Source organism: Streptomyces swartbergensis, assembly GCF_002148965.1.
Lineage (GTDB): Bacteria > Actinomycetota > Actinomycetes > Streptomycetales > Streptomycetaceae > Streptomyces > Streptomyces swartbergensis.
In genome coordinates, this window is the sequence record NZ_NGFN01000077.1 from 1 (window position 1) to 19,521 (window position 19,521).

Here is a 19,521-nt window from a genome sequence, read left to right on the forward strand (position 1 = left end):
TGGTGGGGGTGGGCCAGCAGGGGCCGGTGCAGAAGTAGTCCACGCCGTCCTGGACGGCGGCCGCGGCGGCCTCGGACTCGGCGTGCGTGGAGCGGCCGATCAGGACGTCGTCGCCGAGGATCGCGCGGGCCGCGGGGACGGGCAGGTCGCCCTGGCCGAGGTGCAGTACGTCGGAGCCGGCGGCGTGGGCGACGTCCGCGCGGTCGTTGACCGCGAGCAGCTTGCCGTGCCGGGCGCAGGCGTCGGCGAAGACGGCCAGGTGCTCCAGCTCCTCGGCCGCCTCCATGCCCTTGTCCCGCAACTGCACGATGTCGACCCCGCCCGCCAGCACGGCGTCCAGGAACTCCACGAGATCGCCCTGCCGCTTGCGCGCGTCGGTGCAGAGGTAGACCCGGGCGTCGGCGAGCTGGGCGCGGGCGGTGGTGGCGGCCATGTGTGTTCCCCCTGGTTGTCGGTGGCGTACGGGTGCGGGGTGCGCCTGTGGCGGCGCACGCGTGCGGCTGCGTCTCCTGGCGGCGTGACGGGTGCGGGCGCACTCGTGAGCGTACGGATGCGGGTACACCCGGCGACACAGAGGTGCGGCCCGCCGTCTGGCGGCACACGGGTACGAGCGCTCCCATGAGCGTACGGACGCGGGCACACCCCGGCGACACAGAGGTGCGGCCCGCCGCCTGGCGGCACACGGGTACGGGCGCTCCCGTGAGCGTACGGATGCGGGCACACCCCGGCGCCACAGAGGTGCGGGCGCGCCTCCTGCCAGCGCACGGATGCGGCTGCCCCGTGAGCGTACGTACACGGTTACACCCGGCGACGTAGAGGCTGCGGTGCGCCGATCGTGGCGTACGGGCGCGAGGCTCATCGGGAACGACCCCCACCTGTGGGGTGACGAGCGGGGCGCCAGGGCGCCCGCGTCCGTGGCGGACGGGCAGGTGCGGCGCCCCTGGCGCACGGCACGCGCATGCCGCCAGGGCGCCGGAGCGCCCCGCTCCGGTGACTCCGGTGCGGGGCCCCGCCTGGAGTCCCGCACGGCACGCGCATGCCGCCAGGGCGCAGGAGCGCCCCGCTCCGTGACTCCCGGCGGGCCCGGCCTGGGATCCCGCACGGCCCGCCGCAGGCGGCCCACGCCCCGGCCGGGGCGCGAGCCACCCCGTGGCCGGGACCCGACGGGCCCCGGCCCACACACCGGGCGTTTGTTCGGTCCGGTCCCACTCGTGCGGCACCGGACGGTTGTCCTGGTCGAGGTCGGGTCAGACCGCGAGCGCCTGGGCTCGGCGCTTCACCTCCGTGCCGCGATTCTCGCTGAGGGCCTGTGCCGGCGTACCGGGCAGGCTCGGGTCGGGGGTGAAGAGCCACTCCAGCATCTCTTCGTCCGTGAAGCCGTCGTCCCGCAGGAGCGTCAGGGTCCCGGACAGGCCCTTGACGACCTTGTCCCCGTCGATGAAGGCGGCGGGGACGTGCAGTGCGCGGTTCTCACCACGGCGTACGGCGATGAGCTGGCCCTCCTTGACCAGCTGCCGCACGCGCGTCACCTCGACGCCGAGCTGTTCGGCGATGTCGGGGAGGGTGAGCCAGGCAGGGACGAGAGCATCGATCTTTGCGTCAATCTCGGTCACGGAAACCAGCCTGCCATCCCCCACTGACAGTCGGAAGTCGGGCCCGCCCACCTGGGCGGACCCGCGCGCCCTGACACCTACGCCGTCGCCGCCTTCAGGGGCCTCGCCGGATCCGTCAGCAACGCCGGATTCATCGGCGTGCCCGACTCGATCAGGCGGCGGCCCTGCGCCAGGTCCCGGGGGCGGCCCACCGCCAGCAGCGCGACCAGCCGGTCGCCGCGCAGCCAGCAGACCGTCCAGGCCGGTCCGGCCGGGTCGCCCCGCCACAGGGTCGTGTCGGCCGCCGCATGATGCCCGGCGTACTGCACGAACCGCCCGAACTGCTCGGACCAGAAGTACGGCACGGGGTCGTACACCGCCGGGGTCTCACCCGACAGCCGGCCGACGATGTTCACGGCGACCGTGCGCGGCCCCTGGAGGGCGTTGTCCCAGTGGTGCACCAGCAGGCGCTCGCCGTACCGGCCGGAGGGGAAGGAGGCACAGTCGCCGACCGCGTACACGTCGGGCGCCGACGAACGCAGGTGCTGGTCGGCGACGATCTCGCCGTGCGTGCCCAGCTCGATCCCGGAGCCGGACAGCCAGGCCGTGGCCGGACGGGCGCCGATGCCGACGACGACCGCGCCCGCGGACAGCCGCGAGCCGTCGTCGAGAACCACCGTGCCGGGTTCCACGCGCTCCACGCGCGCGTGCGTCCGCAGGACGGCACCCGCGTCGGCGTACCAGCCGGCCATCGGCGCGGCGACCTCGGCGGGCAGCGCCCCGGTGAGCGGCCGCTCGGCGGCCTCCACGACGGTCACCGCGCAGCCCGCCTCGCGCGCGGCCGTGGCGAACTCCGCGCCGATCCAGCCCGCGCCGACGACCACGATGTCGTGCCGGCGGGCCAGCACCGGCCGCAGCCGCTGGGCGTCGTCCAGGGTGCGCAGCAGATGCACGCCCGGCACGCCCTCCGCCCCGGGCAGCCGGATCGGTTCGGCACCGGTGGCGACGACCAGGACGTCGTACGGCACGGGCCCGTCCTCGGTGTCCAGCTCGTGGTCGCCGGGGCGCAGGCCCCGCACTTCGCAGCCGAGCCGCAGTTCGATGCCGAGGGCCTCGAAGTCGACGTCGAAGGCGGAGCCCTCGGCCTTGCCGAGCAGGACGGCCTTGGACAAGGGGGGCCGGTCGTACGGCTGGTGGGGCTCGGCTCCGATCAGGCTCACGGTGCCGGTGAAGCCCTGCTCGCGCAGGGCGACCGCGGTCTGCACACCGGCCATGCCCGCGCCCGCCACGACCACGCGCCGCGGCGCGGACGAACCTGGTTCCTGCGTCTGCTCGCTCACCTGATCACCATAGACACCTGACATTTTGTCAGTCAGTGCTCATGCGCAGTGACCTGCTCCACAACGCTCGTCCCGCTGCCCGGCTGGGACTCCCACTCCCAGCTCTCCTGCAGTCGCACCCGCCCGTCGGGCAGTTCCACGACCGTCGACACGCAGTGCCCGGAGGATGTGGTTCCGTCCCTCTTGAGTTGTACGTACCGGAAGTCCAGCCTGTCGTCCTCCCGGCTTCCCACGAGATGTCCGCGTACGACGTCGCCGCCCGTGTACTCGGCCCAGATCTCACCGTCCTTCTCGTGGTACGTGAACCGGGTGCGGGTCCCCACCTGGCCCGGTGCCTGGTCGGCGACCGGGGCGAGGACGAGACCGTCGAGGGATCGGGCCATGGCGGTGGCTCCCTTACTGCGCCGTACGGCATCGGGCTAGGGTTGGGTGGCCAACGTAAGGCACTCGCGGGAGCCCGGACGCACCGGGCTGAGAGGGAGGCTGGCGGCCTCCGACCGTACGAACCTGATCCGGGTCATGCCGGCGAAGGGAGGGGCTGGACGCCCATGTCGCGTACGCGAACGTCAGACGTCCTCGTCATCGGGGGCGGGATCATCGGCCTGGTCACCGCGTGGCGGGCCGCGCAGCGCGGGCTCGCCACGGCCGTGGTGGACCCGGAGCCGGGCGGCGGAGCCGCACAGGTGGCGGCCGGGATGCTGGCCGCCGTCACGGAACTGCACTACGGCGAGCAGACCCTGCTGGGTCTGAATCTGGCCTCCGCCCGGCGCTATCCGGACTTCGCGGCCGAGCTCACCGAGCAGACCGGCCACGACCTCGGCTACCGCCGCTGCGGCACGCTCGCCGTGGCCCTGGACGCCGACGACCGGGCCCATCTGCGCGAACTGCACACCTTGCAGCAGCAGTCGGGCCTGGAGTCCCAGTGGCTGTCGGGGCGGGAGTGCCGCCGCCTGGAGCCGCTGCTCGCACCGGGCGTGCGCGGCGGGCTGCGGGTCGACGGCGACCACCAGATCGACCCGCGGCGGCTGGCCGGGGCGCTGGTCGCCGCGTGCGAGCGGGCCGGTGTGGTCTTCCACCGGGTGTGGGCCGAGCGGCTCACCGTCGTACGGGACCGGGCCACGGGCGTCGTCACGGACGACGGCACCCCGCTGGAGGCCGGGCAGGTCGTGCTGGCCGGGGGAAGCCTCAGCGGGCGGCTGGCGGGCGTCCCGCAGGACGTGCTGCCGCCCGTGCGGCCGGTGAAGGGGCAGGTCGTACGGCTGACCATGCCGCAGCGGCACGGGCCCTTCCTGAGCCGGACCGTGCGCGCGGTCGTCCGCGGCAGCCACGTCTACCTGGTGCCGCGCGAGAGCGGCGAGCTGGTCGTCGGGGCGACCAGCGAAGAGATGGGCTGGGACACCACCGTGACCGCGGGCGGCGTGTACGAGCTGCTGCGCGATGCGCACGAGCTGGTCCCGGGCATCACCGAGCTGCCGCTCACCGAGACCCGGGCCGGACTGCGGCCCGGCTCCCCCGACAACGCGCCGCTGCTCGGCCCGACCGGGCTGGAGGGACTGCTGCTGGCCACCGGGCACTACCGCAACGGCGTCCTGCTCACGCCGGTCACCGGCGACGCCATGGCGCACGTCCTGGCGACGGGCGAGCTCCCCGAGGAGGCCCGCCCCTTCACGCCGAAGCGATTCAGCACCGTCACCGCACTCACGGAGCAGCCCGCATGAACATCTCCGTCAACGGGGAGCCCCGGGACGTCCGGCCCGGTACGGCTCTCGACACCGTCGTGAGGTCGCTCACCACCTCGCCGTCCGGCGTGGCCGCCGCCCTCAACGAAACCGTCGTCCCGCGCGCGCAGTGGCCGTCCACCCCCCTGACCGAGGGGGACCGCGTGGAAGTTCTCACCGCCGTCCAAGGAGGCTGACCATGGCCGACGATCCGTTTGTCCTCGGTGGTACGTCCTTCACGTCCCGCCTGATCATGGGTACGGGCGGGGCGCCCAGCCTCGACGTGCTGGAGCGGTCACTGGTCGCGTCCGGGGCGGAGCTGACGACGGTCGCGATGCGCCGGGTGAACGCCTCGGTGCACGGCTCGGTGCTGTCCGTCCTGGACAAGCTCGGCATTCGCGTCCTGCCCAACACGGCGGGCTGCTTCACCGCCGGCGAGGCCGTCCTCACCGCCCGCCTCGCGCGCGAGGCCCTCGGCACCGACCTGGTCAAGCTGGAGGTCATCGCCGACGAGCGGACCCTGCTGCCGGACCCGATCGAGCTGCTGGAGGCTGCCGAGACACTGGTCGACGACGGGTTCACGGTGCTGCCGTACACCAACGACGACCCCGTGCTCGCGCGGAAGCTGGAGGACGTCGGCTGTGCGGCGATCATGCCACTCGGTTCGCCGATCGGCTCCGGGCTGGGCATTCGCAATCCGCACAACTTCCAGCTGATCGTCGAGCACGCGCGCGTGCCGGTGATTCTGGACGCGGGTGCCGGTACGGCGTCGGACGCGGCGTTGGCGATGGAGCTGGGGTGCGCGGGTGTGATGCTCGCCTCGGCGGTGACGCGGGCGCGGGAGCCGGTGCTGATGGCTGCCGCCATGAGGAGCGCGGTCGAGGCGGGGAGGCTGGCTTATCGAGCGGGGCGCATTCCGCGGCGGCATTTCGCGGAGGCGTCTTCGCCGGCTGAGGGCATGGCTGTGCTTGATCCGGAGCGGCCTGCTTTTGAGTGACCCGGCGTTGTTGCTGGGGGCCGGGGCGTTTCGCAGCCCGGCGGTGGGGGGTGCCGCTTCTTTGGGACGGGCGCCGCCCCAGCGGCACGACTGCCCGCAGCTGAGCGGAACAGGCGCCCGCAGCCAGGTGGGACGCACGTCACAGGTCCGCTTCAGTCCCGACCCGAAAACGGCCGGGGCGATCGAGGTGTCAGTCGTGGCTCGTACACTCGCCTGCGTGGACACGACCCTTCAGGACCCCTTGGTCGGGCAGGTGCTCGACGGCCGGTATCGCGTCGACGCGCGGATCGCGGTCGGCGGGATGGCCACGGTCTACCGGGCCGTGGACACCCGGCTCGACCGGGTCCTCGCGCTCAAGGTGATGCACCCCTCGCTCGCGGTCGACGGCTCGTTCGTCGAGCGGTTCATCCGAGAGGCGAAGTCGGTGGCCCGGCTGGCTCACCCGAACGTGGTGCAGGTCTTCGACCAGGGCACCGACGGCTCGTACGTCTACCTCGCCATGGAGTACATCGCGGGCTGCACCCTGCGGGACGTGCTGCGCGAGCGCGGGGCCCTTCAGCCCCGTGCCGCCCTGGACATCCTGGAGCCGGTGCTGGCCGCGCTGGGCGCCGCGCACCGCGCCGGGTTCGTGCACCGGGACATGAAGCCCGAGAACGTCCTGATAGGGGACGACGGCCGGGTCAAGGTCGCCGATTTCGGGCTCGTCCGGGCCGTGGACACGGTGACGAACACCACCGGCACCGTGCTCGGCACGGTCTCGTACCTCGCCCCCGAGCAGATAGAGAACGGCACCGCCGACCCCCGCGTCGACGTGTACGCGTGCGGCGTGATGCTGTACGAGATGCTGACCGGCGACAAGCCGCACGACGGCGACTCCCCGGCCGTGATCCTCTACAAGCACCTGCACGAGGACGTCCCGCCGCCCTCGGCCGCCGTGCCCGGTCTGGCGTACGAGCTGGACGAGATGGTGGCCTCCGCGACCGCCCGCACCCCGGACATCCGCCCGCACAACGCGGTGGCGCTGCTCGCGCAGGTCCGTGACGGACGCAGCCGGCTGACCATGGAGCAGCTGGACGCGGTGCCGCCGCAGGCGCTCGCCGCGGACCACGACAACGCCGACGACCGTACGAGCGTGATCCCGCGCGCGCTGACCACGCCGCGCCCGCTGCCCGTCAACGAGGACGAGGCGGAGGGCTCCGCGGCCGCGCTCAACCGCACCAGCCGCTTCCAGTCCCCGCCGCCCCCGCCGTCCCGGCGCCGCTCGGGGCCCCGGCGCGGCCCGATGGCGATCGTCATCGCCGTCCTGCTCGTGCTCGGCCTCGGCGCCGGTGTCTGGTACATCAACTCGGGCCAGTTCACCGAGGTCCCCCCACTGCTGGCGAAGACCCAGGCGCAGGCCGAGGACCGGCTGGCGGACGCCGGGCTGGAGCTCGGCAAGGTCGAGCACGCCTACAGCGACACCGTGGAGCGCGGCACGGTCATCAGCAGCGACCCCAAGGCCGGGACGCGCATCCGCGGCAACGACTCGGTGTCCCTCACCATCTCCGACGGCCCCGAGAACGTGCGGGTGCCCGCCCTGGCGGGCCAGCGGCTGGACAAGGCGCGGTCCCTGCTGAAGGAGGGCGGGCTGGAGCCGGGCATGGTCACCCGGGAGTTCAGCGAGGACGTGCCCAGGGGATCGGTGATCTCCGCGCGGCCGGCGGACGGCACGAAGGTGCGCGCGGGCACGGCCGTGGCGCTCGTCGTCAGCAAGGGCAGCCCCATCGACATCCCCGACGTCACCGGCTCGAACGAGGCCGACGCGCGGTCGGAGCTGCAGGACGCCGGTCTCAAGGTGAAGGTCGCCACCGAGCGGGTCAATTCCTCCGAGTTCGACAAGGGCCAGGTCGCCGAGCAGAACCCGACCCCGGGCGGCCGGGCGGCCGAGGGCGACACGGTGACGCTCACGCTGTCCAAGGGCCCCGAGATGATCGAGGTCCCGGACGTGGTCGGCGCCGGCGTCGACGACGCCACGCGGGAGCTGGAGAGCGCCGGGTTCCAGGTCGACGAGGACCGCGGCCTGCTCGGCCTGTTCGGCGACACGGTGAAGGGCCAGTCCGTGGAGGGCGGGGAGACCGCGCCCAAGGGCTCGACGATCACCATCAAGATCAGGTGACGGACGCGGGCAGGGAGCCCGTGGACGGGGCAGGGCCAGGCGCATGACACCCTGAACGGGTGAACAATCAGCTGTCCGGCCCGTCCCGCAACCCCGTGGGCAGCCACATCCCCGTGGCCGGTGGTCTCCACTCCGTCGGCATGTCCTACGCCCGTGACCTGAAGGCCGAGACCGTCCAGGTCTTCGTCGCCAACCCGCGCGGCTGGGCCACTCCGGCCGGCAGTCCGAAGCAGGACGAGGCGTTCCGCGCCGCGTGCGAGGCCGAGTCGATCCCGGCGTACGTCCACGCTCCCTATCTGATTAACTTCGGCTCCCACACCGAGGCGACCGTGGAGCGGTCGGTGGAGTCGCTGCGGCACTCGTTGCGCCGCGGGCGGGAGATCGGGGCGCTGGGCGTGGTCGTGCACACCGGCAGCGCGACCGGCGGCCGGGAGCGGTCGGTGGCGCTGAAGCAGGTGCGGGAGCATCTGCTGCCGCTGCTCGACGAGCTGACCCACGACGACGACCCGTATCTGCTGCTGGAGTCGACCGCCGGCCAGGGCGCCTCCCTGTGCTCACGGACGTGGGACTTCGGCCCGTACTTCGAGGCGCTGGACGCCCACCCGATGCTGGGCGTGTGCCTGGACACCTGCCATGTCTTCGCCGCCGGGCACGACCTGACCGGCCCCAGCGGCATGCACCAGACGCTGGACCTGCTGGTGGACACGGTCGGCGAGGGCCGGCTGAAACTGATCCACGCCAACGACTCCAAGGACGTGGTGGGCGCGCACAAGGACCGGCACGAGAACATCGGCGTGGGCCACATCGGCGAGGACCCGTTCCGGGCCCTGATGACGCACCCCGCGACCGAGGGCGTGCCGCTGATCATCGAGACGCCGGGCGGCAAGGAAGGCCACGCGGCGGACGTGGAACGGCTGAAAAAGCTGCGCGACTGCTGAAAGCCACAGAGGCCACGCGGCCTCAGAGGTCGGGGCCCTCCCCGGGCTCCTCCTGGTACGAGTAGCGCTGTTCGCGCCACGGGTCGCCGACGTTGTGGTAGCCGCGCTCCTCCCAGAAGCCGCGCCGGTCGGCGGTCATGTACTCCACGCCGCGCACCCACTTGGGGCCCTTCCAGGCGTACAGGTGGGGCACGATCAGGCGCAGCGGGAAGCCGTGCTCGGCGGTGAGCAGTTCACCGTCCTTGTGGGTGGCGAACAGGGTGTGCTCGGAGGCGAAGTCGGACAGCCGGAGGTTGGAGCTGAATCCGTACTCGGCCCACACCATCACATGGGTGACGTCGTCCGCGGGCGGCGCGAGGTCGAGGATCGTGCGCGCGGGGATGCCGCCCCACTCGGCGCCCAGCATGCTGAACTTCGTGACGCAGTGCAGATCGGCCACGACGGTGGTGTACGGCAGGGCCGTGAACTCCTCGTGGGTCCAGCAGTGCTTGCCGCCGTCCGCCGTGGCGCCGAAGACCCTGAACTCCCAGCGCTCGGGCCGGAACTTGGGGACGGGCCCGTAGTGCGTGACCGGCCAGCCGCGCTGCACCCGCTGTCCCGGCGGAAGCCCGGGCTGCGTCGCTTCTGCCGGATCGCGCCCTTCTCCCGATTCGTGTCCCACCGGCTGACCCATGCCTCCATCCTGACAGACCCCGGGTGATGCCCCTGACCGGGGCCACCCCAAAAAGGGCAATGAGAACTAGCATGCCCTTACTTAGTAAGTGAAGACTTACTGGACGATCTTCGTCGCCGGTGGAATCATGCGGCGCAACCTGCCAGTTCCCCCGCGTGGAAGGAGCCTCTGCGATGCAGGGCGACCCCGAGGTCCTCGAATTCCTGAACGAGCAGTTGACCGGCGAGCTGACGGCGATCAACCAGTACTGGCTGCATTACCGGATCCAGGACAACAAAGGCTGGACCAAGCTCGCCAAGTACACGCGTGAAGAATCCATCGACGAGATGAAGCACGCGGACAAGATCACCGAACGCATTCTCATGCTGGACGGCCTGCCCAACTACCAGCGGCTCTTCCACGTACGGGTCGGCCAGACGGTCACCGAGATGTTCCAGGCCGACCGCCAGGTCGAGGTCGAGGCGATCGACCGCCTCAAGCGCGGTATCGAGGTGATGCGCAGCAAGGGCGACATCACGTCCGCGAACCTCTTCGAGTCGATCCTGGAGGACGAGGAGCACCACATCGACTACCTGGACACGCAACTGGAGCTCATCGAGAAGCTCGGCGAGCCGCTGTACCTCGCACAGCAGATCGAGCAGCCGAGCTAGGCGGCGTCTTCCAGCTCCGCGAGTGCGGGCTGGCCGCGGTCGGCCAGTTCACGGCGGGGGCACGCGCCCCTGCCCAGGATCGCCTGGATGCGACGTACGCACGACCCGCAGTCCGTGCCCGCCTTGCAGGCGGAGGCTATCTGCCGAGGGGTGCAGGCGCCGCCGTCCGCGTGCTGCTTGACCTGCTGCTCGGTGATCCCGAAGCAACTGCACACGTACACGCGGTCCACCTCCCGACAGGTCGTTCCAAGGCGCCGTCCCCGTTGATCGGTGAGGCTAACCTAACCTTACCCGCCGGGTCGGAGACGCAAAAGTCGACTGGGGCGCGGATCGTATGTGATCCGCGCCCCAGTCGATGTCGGTGTAACAGGCGAAACCGTTACCGGTCCCTGTACATCACTGGTCCCTGTACATCTCGGCCACGAGGAACGCCAGGTCCAGCGACTGGCTGCGGTTGAGCCGCGGGTCGCAGGCCGTCTCGTAGCGCTGGTGCAGATCGTCGACGAAGATCTCGTCGCCGCCGCCCACGCACTCGGTGACGTCGTCGCCGGTCAGCTCCACGTGGATGCCGCCCGGGTGGGTGCCGAGGGCCTTGTGGACCTCGAAGAAGCCCTTGACCTCGTCGAGCACGTCGTCGAAGCGGCGCGTCTTGTGCCCGGAGGCCGCCTCGAAGGTGTTGCCGTGCATCGGGTCGGTCACCCAGGCAACGGTGGCGCCCGAGGCGGTGACCTTCTCGACCAGCTCGGGGAGCTTGTCGCGGACCTTGTCGGCGCCCATGCGGACGATGAAGGTCAGTCGGCCCGGCTCCCGCTCCGGGTCGAGGCGCTCGATGTACTGCAGCGCGTCCTCGGCCGTGGTCGTCGGACCGAGCTTGATGCCGATCGGGTTGCGGATCCGCGAGGCGAACTCGACGTGCGCGTGGTCCAGCTGCCGGGTGCGCTCACCGATCCACACCATGTGCGCGGAGACGTCGTAGAGCTGCCCGGTGCGCGAGTCGACCCGGGTCAGGGCGGACTCGTAGTCGAGCAGCAGCGCCTCGTGCGAGGAGTAGAACTCGACCGTCTTGAACTCCTCCGGGTCGGCCCCGCAGGCGTGCATGAAGTTCAGCGCGTTGTCGATCTCGCGCGCGAGCTGCTCGTAGCGCTGGCCCGACGGGGACGACTTCACGAAGTCCTGGTTCCAGGCGTGCACCTGGCGCAGGTCGGCGTAACCGCCGGTGGTGAAGGCGCGCACCAGGTTCAGCGTCGAGGCCGAGGCGTGGTACATGCGCTTCAGCCGCTCGGGGTCCGGGATCCGGGCCTCTTCGGTGAAGTCGAAGCCGTTGACGGAGTCGCCCCGGTACGTCGGCAGCGTCACGCCGTCGCGGGTCTCGGTCGGCTTCGAGCGCGGCTTGGAGTACTGGCCGGCGATCCGGCCCACCTTCACCACGGGCACGGACGCGGCGTACGTCAGCACGGCGCCCATCTGGAGCAGCGTCTTGAGCTTGTTGCGGATCTGGTCCGCGGACACCGCGTCGAAGGCCTCGGCGCAGTCGCCGCCCTGGAGGAGGAACGCCTCTCCCTTGGCGACGGCCGCCATCCGGGCGCGCAGCTGGTCGCACTCGCCCGCGAAGACGAGCGGCGGATACGACTCGAGGTCCGCAACGACGGCGCGCAGAGCCTCGGTGTCGGGGTACTCGGGCTGCTGCGCCGCGGGCAGGTCTCGCCAGGTGTTGCCAGCACTCGCGCTGGTCTTAGCGTTCACGGTCACGGCCTCAACATTACGGGGTCGTGTCGGACGTCCTGACCCATGCCCAGCAATTGAGACACGGGGTACACGACTCGGACACGGGGTCTCGGACATGGGGTAGGGTGCCTGCCATGTTCGCGCACTCGATCCAGACCTGGTGGTGGACCGCTCATCCGGCGGCCCACTGACTGCGCGTACGACAGACTTCGCGAAGGCCGCCCGAGGGGCGGCCTTCGGCGTTTCCGGGGCCGTTCCTCTCCACCGAAATCCCACCGGATCCTCGGAGAAGGAGCACGCACCCATGAATCTGCTCGGCTTGCTGGACGACCCCCGCCCGTTCGCCCTGCTGCGCCGCCGCACCCCGGGCCACGATCAGGGACTGATCGAGGTCCTCGTCGGCCCGGTCACCACGCACGACCGCCTCGCCGACCTCCCCGACGAGGGCCTGGCGCTCGTCCCCTTCCGGCAGATCCGCGAGCGCGGCTTCGACGTCCGCGACGACGGCACTCCGCTGACGGTGTTGACGCCCGAGGAGTCGTACGGCGTCCCGCTCACCGACGCCCTGGAGCAGCTTCCGGCGCACGACGTGCGCGTCGAGGGCGGTGGCTTCGACGTCGGTGACGAGGAGTACGGGGAGATCGTCGGGCGCGTGCTGCGGGAGGAGATCGGGCGGGGCGAGGGCGCGAACTTCGTGATCCGGCGGACGTACGAGGGCGAGATCCCCGGGTTCGGCCGGGCCGACGCGCTCGCGCTGTTCCGGCGGCTGCTGGAGGGCGAGCGGGGCGCGTACTGGACGTTCGTCGTGCACACCGGCGACCGGACGCTGGTCGGGGCGAGCCCCGAGGTGCACGTCCGGATGTCCGGTGGCACGGTCGTCATGAACCCGATCAGCGGCACGTACCGCTACCCCGCCGACGGGCCGACGCCCGAGCACCTGCTGGACTTCCTCGCCGACGGCAAGGAGATCGAGGAGCTGTCGATGGTCGTCGACGAGGAGCTCAAGATGATGTGCACCGTCGGCGACATGGGCGGGGTCGTCGTCGGACCCCGGCTGAAGGAGATGGCACACCTCGCGCACACCGAGTACGAGCTGCGCGGGAAGTCCTCGCTGGACGTGCGGGAGGTGCTGAAGGAGACCCTGTTCGCGGCGACCGTCACGGGCTCGCCGGTGCAGAACGCCTGCCGGGTCATCGAGCGGCACGAGGCCGGCGGGCGCGGGTACTACGCCGGTGCGCTGGCCCTCCTCGGGCGGGACTCGGGCGGCGCCCAGACCCTCGACTCCCCCATTCTCATCCGCACCGCCGACATCGACACCGGCGGCCGGCTGCGGGTGCCGGTGGGCGCCACGCTGGTGCGCGGATCCGACCCGGCGGGCGAGGTCGCGGAGACGCACGCGAAGGCGGCGGGAGTGCTGGCCGCCTTGGGCGTACGTCCTTCCCGGCCGCGCGCGCAGGCCGTACGGCCACAGCTCGCGGACGACCCCCGGGTCCGGGCGGCGCTGGACGGGCGCCGGGCCTCGCTCGCGCCCTTCTGGCTGCGGATGCAGGAGCGGTCGGGCGAGCTGGAGGGGCACGCCCTCGTCGTGGACGGGGAGGACACCTTCACGGCGATGCTCGCGCACGTGCTGCGCGCCGGCGGCCTGGAGGTGAGCGTGCGGCGCTACGACGAGCCGGGGCTGCGGGAGGCGGTGCTCGGGCACGAGGGACCGGTGGTCCTGGGGCCCGGACCGGGTGACCCGTCGGATCTGGCGGACCCGAAGATGCGGTTCCTGCGCTCCCTGACCGCCGAGGTGACCGGGAGGCACCCGCACGGCGTCCTGGGCGTCTGCCTCGGGCACGAGCTGATCGCCGCCGAACTGGGCCTGGACGTCGTACGCAAGGAAGTGCCGTACCAGGGGGCGCAGACGGAGATCGAGTTGTTCGGGCGGCGGGAGACCGTCGGCTTCTACAACAGCTTCGTGGCGCGCTGCGACGACGAGGAGGCGGCGGAGCTGGCGGCACACGGAGTCGAGGTCAGCCGCGCGACGAACGGGGAGGTGCACGCGCTGCGGGGGCCCGGGTTCGCGGGGGTGCAGTTCCACCCGGAGTCCGTGCTCACGCTCAACGGCGCGGCGGTCGTGCGGGACCTGGTGGGGCAGCTGCGGGGCACGAGCACGCCCTCGGTGTAGCGCGGGGCCGGTCGGGCCGCGCGGCCCGACCGGCGTCCGAGCCGGACAGTGCGTCAGCCGAAGAACACCCCGACCTCCTCGTACAGCTTCGGGTCCACCGTCTTCAGGCGGGCCGTCGCGTCCGCGAGGGGGACGCGGACGATGTCCGTGCCGCGCAGGGCGACCATCGTGCCGAAGTCGCCGTCGCGGACGCAGTCGATGGCGTGCAGGCCGAAGCGGGTGGCGAGCCAGCGGTCGAAGGCGCTGGGGGTGCCGCCGCGCTGGACATGGCCGAGGACCGTCGTTCGGGCTTCGTTGCCCGTGCGTTTCTCGATCTCCTTGGCGAGCCACTCGCCGACACCGGACAGGCGGACGTGCCCGAAGGAGTCCAGCGTCTGGTCCTTGAGGACCATGTCGCCGTCCTTGGGCATGGCCCCCTCCGCGACGACGACGATCGGCGCGTACGACGCCCTGAAGCGGGACGTCACCCAGGCGCACACCTGCTCGACGTCGAAGCGCTGCTCGGGGATGAGGATGACGTTCGCGCCGCCGGCCAGGCCCGAGTGGAGGGCGATCCAGCCGGCGTGCCGGCCCATCACCTCGCAGACCAGGACCCGCATGTGGGACTCGGCGGTGGTGTGCAGCCGGTCGATGGCCTCGGTCGCGATGCCGACCGCGGTGTCGAAGCCGAAGGTGTAGTCGGTGGCGGACAGGTCGTTGTCTATCGTCTTCGGAACCCCCACACAGGGCACGGCGTACTCGCCGGACAGCCGGGCGGCCACGCCCAGGGTGTCCTCGCCGCCGATGACGATGAGCGCCTCGACCTCCAGCTCGGCGAGGTTCTCCTGGATACGGCGGATGCCGTCCCGCTCCTTCAGCGGGTTGGTCCGCGAGGAGCCGAGGATCGTGCCGCCGCGGGGCAGGATGCCGCGCACGGCGGGGATGTCGAGACGGACGGTGTCGTTGTCCAAGGGGCCTCGCCAGCCGTCCCGGAAGCCGGTGAAGTCGTAGCCGTACTCCTGCACGCCCTTGCGGACGATGGCCCGGATGACGGCGTTGAGGCCGGGGCAGTCGCCGCCTCCGGTCAGTACTCCGACGCGCATGGAACAGTCCCTTCGCCGCAGATGCCTGACGAAGGGTCAGTGTGACGTGCGCCTCACTCGTCGTCGAGGCCGCGCTCTATCGCATACCTGACCAACTCCACGCGGTTGTGCAACTGGAGCTTGCCGAGGGTGTTCTGGACGTGGTTCTGCACCGTGCGGTGGGAGATGACCAGGCGTTCGGCGATCTGCTTGTAGCTCAGGCCCTTGGCGACGAGGCGCAGGACCTCGGTCTCGCGGTCGGTGAGCCGGGGTGCCTTCGGTTCGCCGGTGTCCTGGGCGGGGGCGGGTTCGGAGGCCAGGCGGCGGTACTCGCCGAGTACCAGCCCGGCGAGGCCGGGGGTGAAGACCGGGTCTCCGACGGCCGTGCGGCGGACCGCGTCCTGAAGTTCCTCGGTGGAGGCCGACTTCAACAGGTAGCCGGTCGCGCCGGACTTCACCGCCTCCAGGACGTCGGCGTGCTCCCCGCTCGCGGAGAGCACCAGGACGCGCAGCGCCGGATCGGCGGCGACGACCTCCTTGCAGACCTGGACACCGGGCTTGCCGGGCAGGTTCAGGTCGAGCACGAGCACCTCGGGTGCGGCGGCCTTGGCGCGGCGCACGGCCTGGTCGCCGTCGCCCGCGGTGGCGACCACCTCGAAGCCCGACTCGGCCAGGTCGCGGGCGACCGCGTCGCGCCACATGGGGTGGTCGTCGACCACCATGACCTTGATCGGGTCCCGCCGGCCCTCCGTGGTCTCCGTCATCGCTGCTCCGCCTTCCCCCGTACGTTCGCCACGTCCTTCGGTACCTTCAACTCGACCTCCGTGCCCTGGCCCGGCACCGAGATCAGCTCCGCGCTGCCGCCGAGGTCGCGCAGCCGGCCGCGGATCGACAGGGCGACGCCGAGGCGCCCCTCACCCTCGGCCTGGGCGAGCCGCCCCTCCGGGATGCCGGGTCCGTCGTCCCGTACGGTGACGATCACCTCGTCCGGCTCGTCCTCGACGAGGATCCACGCGCGCGCCTGCTCCCCGGCGTGCTTGCGGACGTTGTCCAGCGCCGCCCCGACGGCGGCGGCCACCTCCCGGGCGGCGGCCGGCGCCAGCGGCACGGGCGCGCCGGGCTCGGCGAGGCTGACCCTGGCGCCGGCGTACGGCGCGAGCAGGGCGCGCAGGTCGACGGGGCCGCTCTCCTCCGGCTGCTCGTCGACGGCCCGGACGACGGCTCCCTCGGCGGCGTCCTCCGAGACCCGGGAGACGGGCACCAGTCCGCCGGAGACCAGGGTGCGCAGGGCGACCTCCTGCTCACCGGCCATCCGGCCCAGCTCGGCCGCCTCGCCGCCGATCACCGCGCCGCGCCGCTGCACCATCGCCAGCACCTGGAGCACGCTGTCGTGGATGTCCCGGGCGAGCCGCTCCCGCTCCCTGGTCGCGGCCTCGATCTCCAGGGCGCGGGCGAGGGTGCGCTCGGAGGCGCGGGCGACCTCGACGACGTAGCCGATGGCGACGGAGGCGATGCAGACCAGGATGACGTTGTGGACGGTGTCGCGGGCCGGGCTGCCGCGCTCGATCAGGTTGGCGACGGCCACGAGGCTGGAGGCGAGGGCCGCCCAGCGCCAGCCGCCCTTGACGGCGAAGGCGAGGACGGCACCGGCGGTCCATATCGACGGCAGCGTCGGGCCGCCCGCCTGGACCCGCTCGTGCGCGTCGGCGACGGGCGTGAGCAGGATGCCGGTGATGGCGACGGTGAGGTCGGCGGCGAGGAACCGCTTGGTGCAGCGGGCGGCGTTCGCGACCCGGGGCAGGGTGGCCAGGGTCCACACGCCCAGCACGGCGTAGTAGGCGACGGCGACCCAGGGCCGGGCGAACTCCTCGTAGGCGGTGGCGAACAGGCCGACCGCGTACAGCATCGTGAGCACCCGGTAGGCGGTCAGCGCGCGCCACAGCGGCTGCTCGACCGACATCCTCAGGACCCGCTCGCGCCTGGCCATCTCCCCCACCCCTGGCTCAAGCCCCCGACTAGGGCTCGGTCCGTCGCTGCTCCGGCTTTTCCTGCTCGGACTTTTCCTGCTCGGACTTTTCCTTTTCCGCCTGTTCCTTCTCCGCCCGTACGAGGGCGGCCTTCGCCGCCTTCTCGGCTTCCTTCTCCGCCTTCGCCGCCTCCGCGAGCTGCCGCTTCATGGCCGTCGCGTACATGTCGACGTACTCCTGGCCGGAGAGCTTCATGATCTCGTACATGACCTCGTCGGTCACCGCGCGCAGGACGAAGCGGTCGTGCTCCATGCCCTGGTAGCGGCTGAAGTCCAGGGGCTTGCCGATCCGGATGCCGGGGCGCATCAGCTTCGGCATGACCTTCCCGGGCGGCTGGATCTTCTCCGTGTCGATCATGGCGACGGGGAGGACGGGCGCACCGGTCGCGAGCGCCACGCGCGCGAGGCCGCCCGGCTTGCCGCGGTAGAGCCGCCCGTCGGGCGAGCGCGTCCCCTCCGGGTAGATACCGAACAGCTCGCCGCGCTCCAGCACCTCGATGCCGCTCTTGATGGCGGCCTCACCCGCGCCGCGCGCACCGGAGCGGTCCACCGGAAGCTGCCCGACTCCCTTGAAGAAGGCGGCCGTCAGCCGGCCCTTCACCCCGGGCGTGGTGAAGTACTCGGCCTTCGCGATGAACGTGACCTTGCGGTCCAGGACCGCGGGCAGGAAGAACGAGTCCGAGAAGGAGAGGTGGTTGCTCGCCAGGATCGCGGGGCCCTCTGCGGGAACGTTCTCCAGGCCTTCCACCCATGGCCTGAAGGCGACCTTCAGCGGTCCCCCAACAGCGACCTTCATCGCGCCGTACAACAACCGAGTGCCTCCTGTATGTGTCGATCAGACCTTAACCCGGCGCGCTGTCAAAGGCGCCGACGGCCCTGGTCGGTGTCAGTGCCGTCGCGTACGGTGAAGGTCCCGCGAACGCCGTGCGACCCCTGCCATGACGTTCCGTGACAATCCGTGATCGTGTCAGTCCCTTCTCACGACCAGGAGGCCGAAGGTGCCGGTCCTTGCCGGAGCCGAGCCATTTCGCCACGAGGGCGGGGAGATCGCCGTGCTCCTCTGCCACGGCTTCACCGGTTCACCGCAGTCGCTGCGCCCCTGGGCGGAGCATCTCGCCGCACGCGGCCTGACCGTCTCGCTGCCGCTGCTGCCCGGGCACGGCACGCGCTGGGAGGACCTGCGGATCACCGGCTGGCAGGACTGGTACGCGGAGGTGGACCGCGAGCTGCGCCTGCTGTGCGAGCGCCGCGAGCAGGTGTTCGTGGCCGGTCTGTCCATGGGCGGCGCCCTGGCCCTGCGGCTGGCCGCCAAGCACGGCGACGCCGTCAGTGGCGTGGTGGTCGTCAACCCGGCGAACAAGGTGCACGGCCTGGCCGCGCACGCCCTGCCGGTGGTCCGCCACCTCGTCCCCGCGACGAAGGGCATCGCCAGCGACATCGCCAAGCCGGACAGCAGGGAGCTCGGCTACGACCGGGTGCCGCTGCACGCGGCGCACTCCCTGCGGCAGTTCTTCCGGATCGTCGACGGCGAGCTGCCGCAGGTCACCCAGCCGGTGCTGCTGCTGCGCAGCCCGCAGGACCATGTGGTGCCGCCCGCCGACTCGGCCCGTATTCTCAGCCGCATCTCGTCGACCGACGTGAAAGAGGTCCTCCTGGAACAGAGCTACCACGTCGCCACGTTGGACCATGACGCGGACCGGATCTTCGCGGAGAGCACCGCGTTCATCGGCCGGCTCGCGTCCGGCCTCGGCAACGAGGCCGGTCTCGGCAAGGAAGGGACGACCGCAGGTGGCTGAGCACGACTCCGACCGCGAGGGCCGCGAGCCGGACGAGAAGGGCGTCCCGTTCGACGAGGAGGCCGCCTGGGCGGCGATCGTCGCCGGGTACGGCGACGAGCCGCCGGACCCGCCGGGCGCCAAGCCGTTCAAGTCGATCGAGGACCTGGCGCTGCTGGAGTCTCCGACCAACGACGACCGGGTGGACACGGCCGGGGCGTCCGGGAACGCCGCGAAGCCCGCTGAGCCTGAGGGGCCGGAGCGGTCGCAGCGTTCGGCGGGCTCGGAGGCATCGGAGGCATCGGAGGCCAAGGGTTCCGGGTCCGCGTCCGGGGACAACCCGGCCAAGCCTCTGGGCGGCTCCGTCTCCTTCGCACCCGGCGTCGGCCCGCGCGACTACTCCGCGCCCGAGCCCACCGAGGACGACTTCGACGAGGACGACGAAGGGCATTTCGTGCCGCCGGAGCCGCCCCCGCTGCCGTCCGCCGACCCCACCGCGAAGTTCGCCTGGCTCGGCGTGCTGGGCGGGCCGGTGCTGGTCCTGCTCGCCGTGCTGCTCGGCTGGGAAATGACGTGGTGGCTGACCACGCTGGCGATCGGCGGGTTCCTCGGTGGGTTCGCGACACTGGTGATGCGGATGCGGACGGACGACGAGGACGACGACGACCCCGGGCGGGGTGCGGTCGTCTAGACGGCTGGAT

21 protein-coding genes and 1 riboswitch are annotated in these 19,521 nt (G+C 71.8%); of the genes, 10 read left to right on the top strand and 11 right to left on the bottom strand.

Features of this window, described 5'->3' with window-relative positions:
- The 4 genes from CA983_RS14855 to CA983_RS14870 form a co-directional block, all read right to left on the bottom strand.
- Window positions 1-433: thiamine phosphate synthase (locus CA983_RS14855; RefSeq protein WP_086601376.1), on the bottom strand; the 433-nt coding region annotated here is incomplete at its 3' end.
- Window positions 434-1,247: 814 nt separating this feature from the next.
- Window positions 1,248-1,613, bottom strand: a complete 366-nt coding sequence (locus CA983_RS14860) for an Rv2175c family DNA-binding protein (protein WP_053671919.1) — start codon at window positions 1,611-1,613, stop codon at window positions 1,248-1,250.
- Window positions 1,614-1,690: 77 nt separating this feature from the next.
- Window positions 1,691-2,932 (bottom strand): NAD(P)/FAD-dependent oxidoreductase, encoded by a 1,242-nt coding sequence (locus tag CA983_RS14865; protein ID WP_086601377.1) that lies wholly within the window; start codon window positions 2,930-2,932, stop codon window positions 1,691-1,693.
- A gap of 32 nt (window positions 2,933-2,964) precedes the next feature.
- Window positions 2,965-3,315 (bottom strand): avidin-fold protein, encoded by a 351-nt coding sequence (locus CA983_RS14870; RefSeq protein WP_086601378.1) that lies wholly within the window; start codon window positions 3,313-3,315, stop codon window positions 2,965-2,967.
- A 56-nt stretch (window positions 3,316-3,371) separates the two neighbouring features.
- Window positions 3,372-3,483: riboswitch (TPP riboswitch) on the top strand.
- Here CA983_RS14870 and thiO point away from each other — a divergent pair.
- The 5 genes from thiO (at window position 3,481) to CA983_RS14895 (ending at window position 8,740) form a co-directional block, all read left to right on the top strand.
- Window positions 3,481-4,650 (top strand): glycine oxidase ThiO, encoded by a 1,170-nt coding sequence (gene thiO / locus CA983_RS14875; RefSeq protein ID WP_086601379.1) that lies wholly within the window; start codon window positions 3,481-3,483, stop codon window positions 4,648-4,650. Its footprint overlaps the riboswitch before it by 3 nt.
- Entirely contained in the window at window positions 4,647-4,847 is a 201-nt protein-coding gene (gene thiS / locus CA983_RS14880; RefSeq protein ID WP_086601380.1) for a sulfur carrier protein ThiS, read from the top strand. The genes thiO and thiS overlap by 4 nt, the downstream gene beginning before the upstream one ends.
- Window positions 4,848-4,849: 2 nt before the next feature.
- The gene (locus CA983_RS14885) at window positions 4,850-5,647 is read left to right on the top strand and encodes a thiazole synthase (RefSeq protein ID WP_086601381.1); all 798 of its coding nucleotides are present in this window, start codon (window positions 4,850-4,852) and stop codon (window positions 5,645-5,647) included.
- 217 nt (window positions 5,648-5,864) lie between these two features.
- A complete protein-coding gene (gene pknB, locus CA983_RS14890; protein WP_167407375.1) occupies window positions 5,865-7,802 on the top strand; it encodes a Stk1 family PASTA domain-containing Ser/Thr kinase in 1,938 nt (645 codons plus the stop codon).
- A gap of 59 nt (window positions 7,803-7,861) precedes the next feature.
- The gene (locus CA983_RS14895; RefSeq protein ID WP_086601382.1) at window positions 7,862-8,740 is read left to right on the top strand and encodes a deoxyribonuclease IV; all 879 of its coding nucleotides are present in this window, start codon (window positions 7,862-7,864) and stop codon (window positions 8,738-8,740) included.
- Between the two features lie 22 nt (window positions 8,741-8,762).
- On the opposite strand, the gene CA983_RS14900 is transcribed toward CA983_RS14895, so the two are convergent.
- Entirely contained in the window at window positions 8,763-9,413 is a 651-nt protein-coding gene (locus CA983_RS14900) for a sulfite oxidase-like oxidoreductase (RefSeq protein ID WP_086601383.1), read from the bottom strand.
- A gap of 173 nt (window positions 9,414-9,586) precedes the next feature.
- On the opposite strand from CA983_RS14900, the gene bfr reads away from it, so the two are divergent.
- Window positions 9,587-10,063, top strand: a complete 477-nt coding sequence (bfr, locus tag CA983_RS14905) for a bacterioferritin (RefSeq protein WP_086601384.1) — start codon at window positions 9,587-9,589, stop codon at window positions 10,061-10,063.
- Here the strand turns inward: bfr and CA983_RS14910 are convergent.
- Window positions 10,060-10,293, bottom strand: a complete 234-nt coding sequence (locus CA983_RS14910) for a (2Fe-2S)-binding protein (RefSeq protein ID WP_086601385.1) — start codon at window positions 10,291-10,293, stop codon at window positions 10,060-10,062. The genes bfr and CA983_RS14910 overlap by 4 nt on opposite strands.
- A 166-nt stretch (window positions 10,294-10,459) precedes the next feature.
- Window positions 10,460-11,812 carry a class II 3-deoxy-7-phosphoheptulonate synthase gene (locus CA983_RS14915; RefSeq protein WP_086601386.1) on the bottom strand — a complete coding sequence of 451 codons (1,353 nt, stop codon included), beginning with the start codon at window positions 11,810-11,812 and terminating at the stop codon, window positions 10,460-10,462.
- 110 nt (window positions 11,813-11,922) lie between these two features.
- Between CA983_RS14915 and CA983_RS49520 the strand changes: the two genes are divergently transcribed.
- Window positions 11,923-11,979 (top strand): trp operon leader peptide, encoded by a 57-nt coding sequence (locus CA983_RS49520; protein WP_082319877.1) that lies wholly within the window; start codon window positions 11,923-11,925, stop codon window positions 11,977-11,979.
- 113 nt (window positions 11,980-12,092) lie between these two features.
- A complete protein-coding gene (locus CA983_RS14925) occupies window positions 12,093-13,958 on the top strand; it encodes an anthranilate synthase family protein (protein ID WP_086601388.1) in 1,866 nt (621 codons plus the stop codon).
- A gap of 53 nt (window positions 13,959-14,011) precedes the next feature.
- On the opposite strand, the gene CA983_RS14930 is transcribed toward CA983_RS14925, so the two are convergent.
- The 4 genes from CA983_RS14930 to CA983_RS14945 are packed head-to-tail and all read right to left on the bottom strand — an operon-like array spanning window position 14,012 to window position 17,841.
- Window positions 14,012-15,040, bottom strand: coding sequence for a 6-phosphofructokinase (locus CA983_RS14930; RefSeq protein WP_086601389.1), 1,029 nt, complete (start codon window positions 15,038-15,040; stop codon window positions 14,012-14,014).
- Window positions 15,041-15,093: 53 nt separating this feature from the next.
- On the bottom strand, window positions 15,094-15,783 hold the full coding sequence (locus tag CA983_RS14935; RefSeq protein ID WP_059423265.1) for a response regulator: 690 nt from the start codon (window positions 15,781-15,783) through the stop codon (window positions 15,094-15,096).
- Window positions 15,780-17,006, bottom strand: a complete 1,227-nt coding sequence (macS, locus tag CA983_RS14940) for a MacS family sensor histidine kinase (RefSeq protein WP_086601399.1) — start codon at window positions 17,004-17,006, stop codon at window positions 15,780-15,782. Before macS ends, CA983_RS14935 begins: the two co-directional genes overlap by 4 nt.
- Before the next feature lie 28 nt (window positions 17,007-17,034).
- Window positions 17,035-17,841: a lysophospholipid acyltransferase family protein gene (locus CA983_RS14945; RefSeq protein ID WP_086601400.1), complete on the bottom strand. Its 807-nt coding sequence runs from the start codon at window positions 17,839-17,841 to the stop codon at window positions 17,035-17,037.
- 202 nt (window positions 17,842-18,043) lie between these two features.
- Between CA983_RS14945 and CA983_RS14950 the strand changes: the two genes are divergently transcribed.
- Entirely contained in the window at window positions 18,044-18,841 is a 798-nt protein-coding gene (locus tag CA983_RS14950) for an alpha/beta hydrolase (RefSeq protein WP_086601390.1), read from the top strand.
- Window positions 18,834-19,511, top strand: a complete 678-nt coding sequence (locus CA983_RS14955; RefSeq protein WP_086601391.1) for a hypothetical protein — start codon at window positions 18,834-18,836, stop codon at window positions 19,509-19,511. The genes CA983_RS14950 and CA983_RS14955 overlap by 8 nt, the downstream gene beginning before the upstream one ends.
- The last annotated feature ends 10 nt before the right edge of the window (window positions 19,512-19,521 follow it).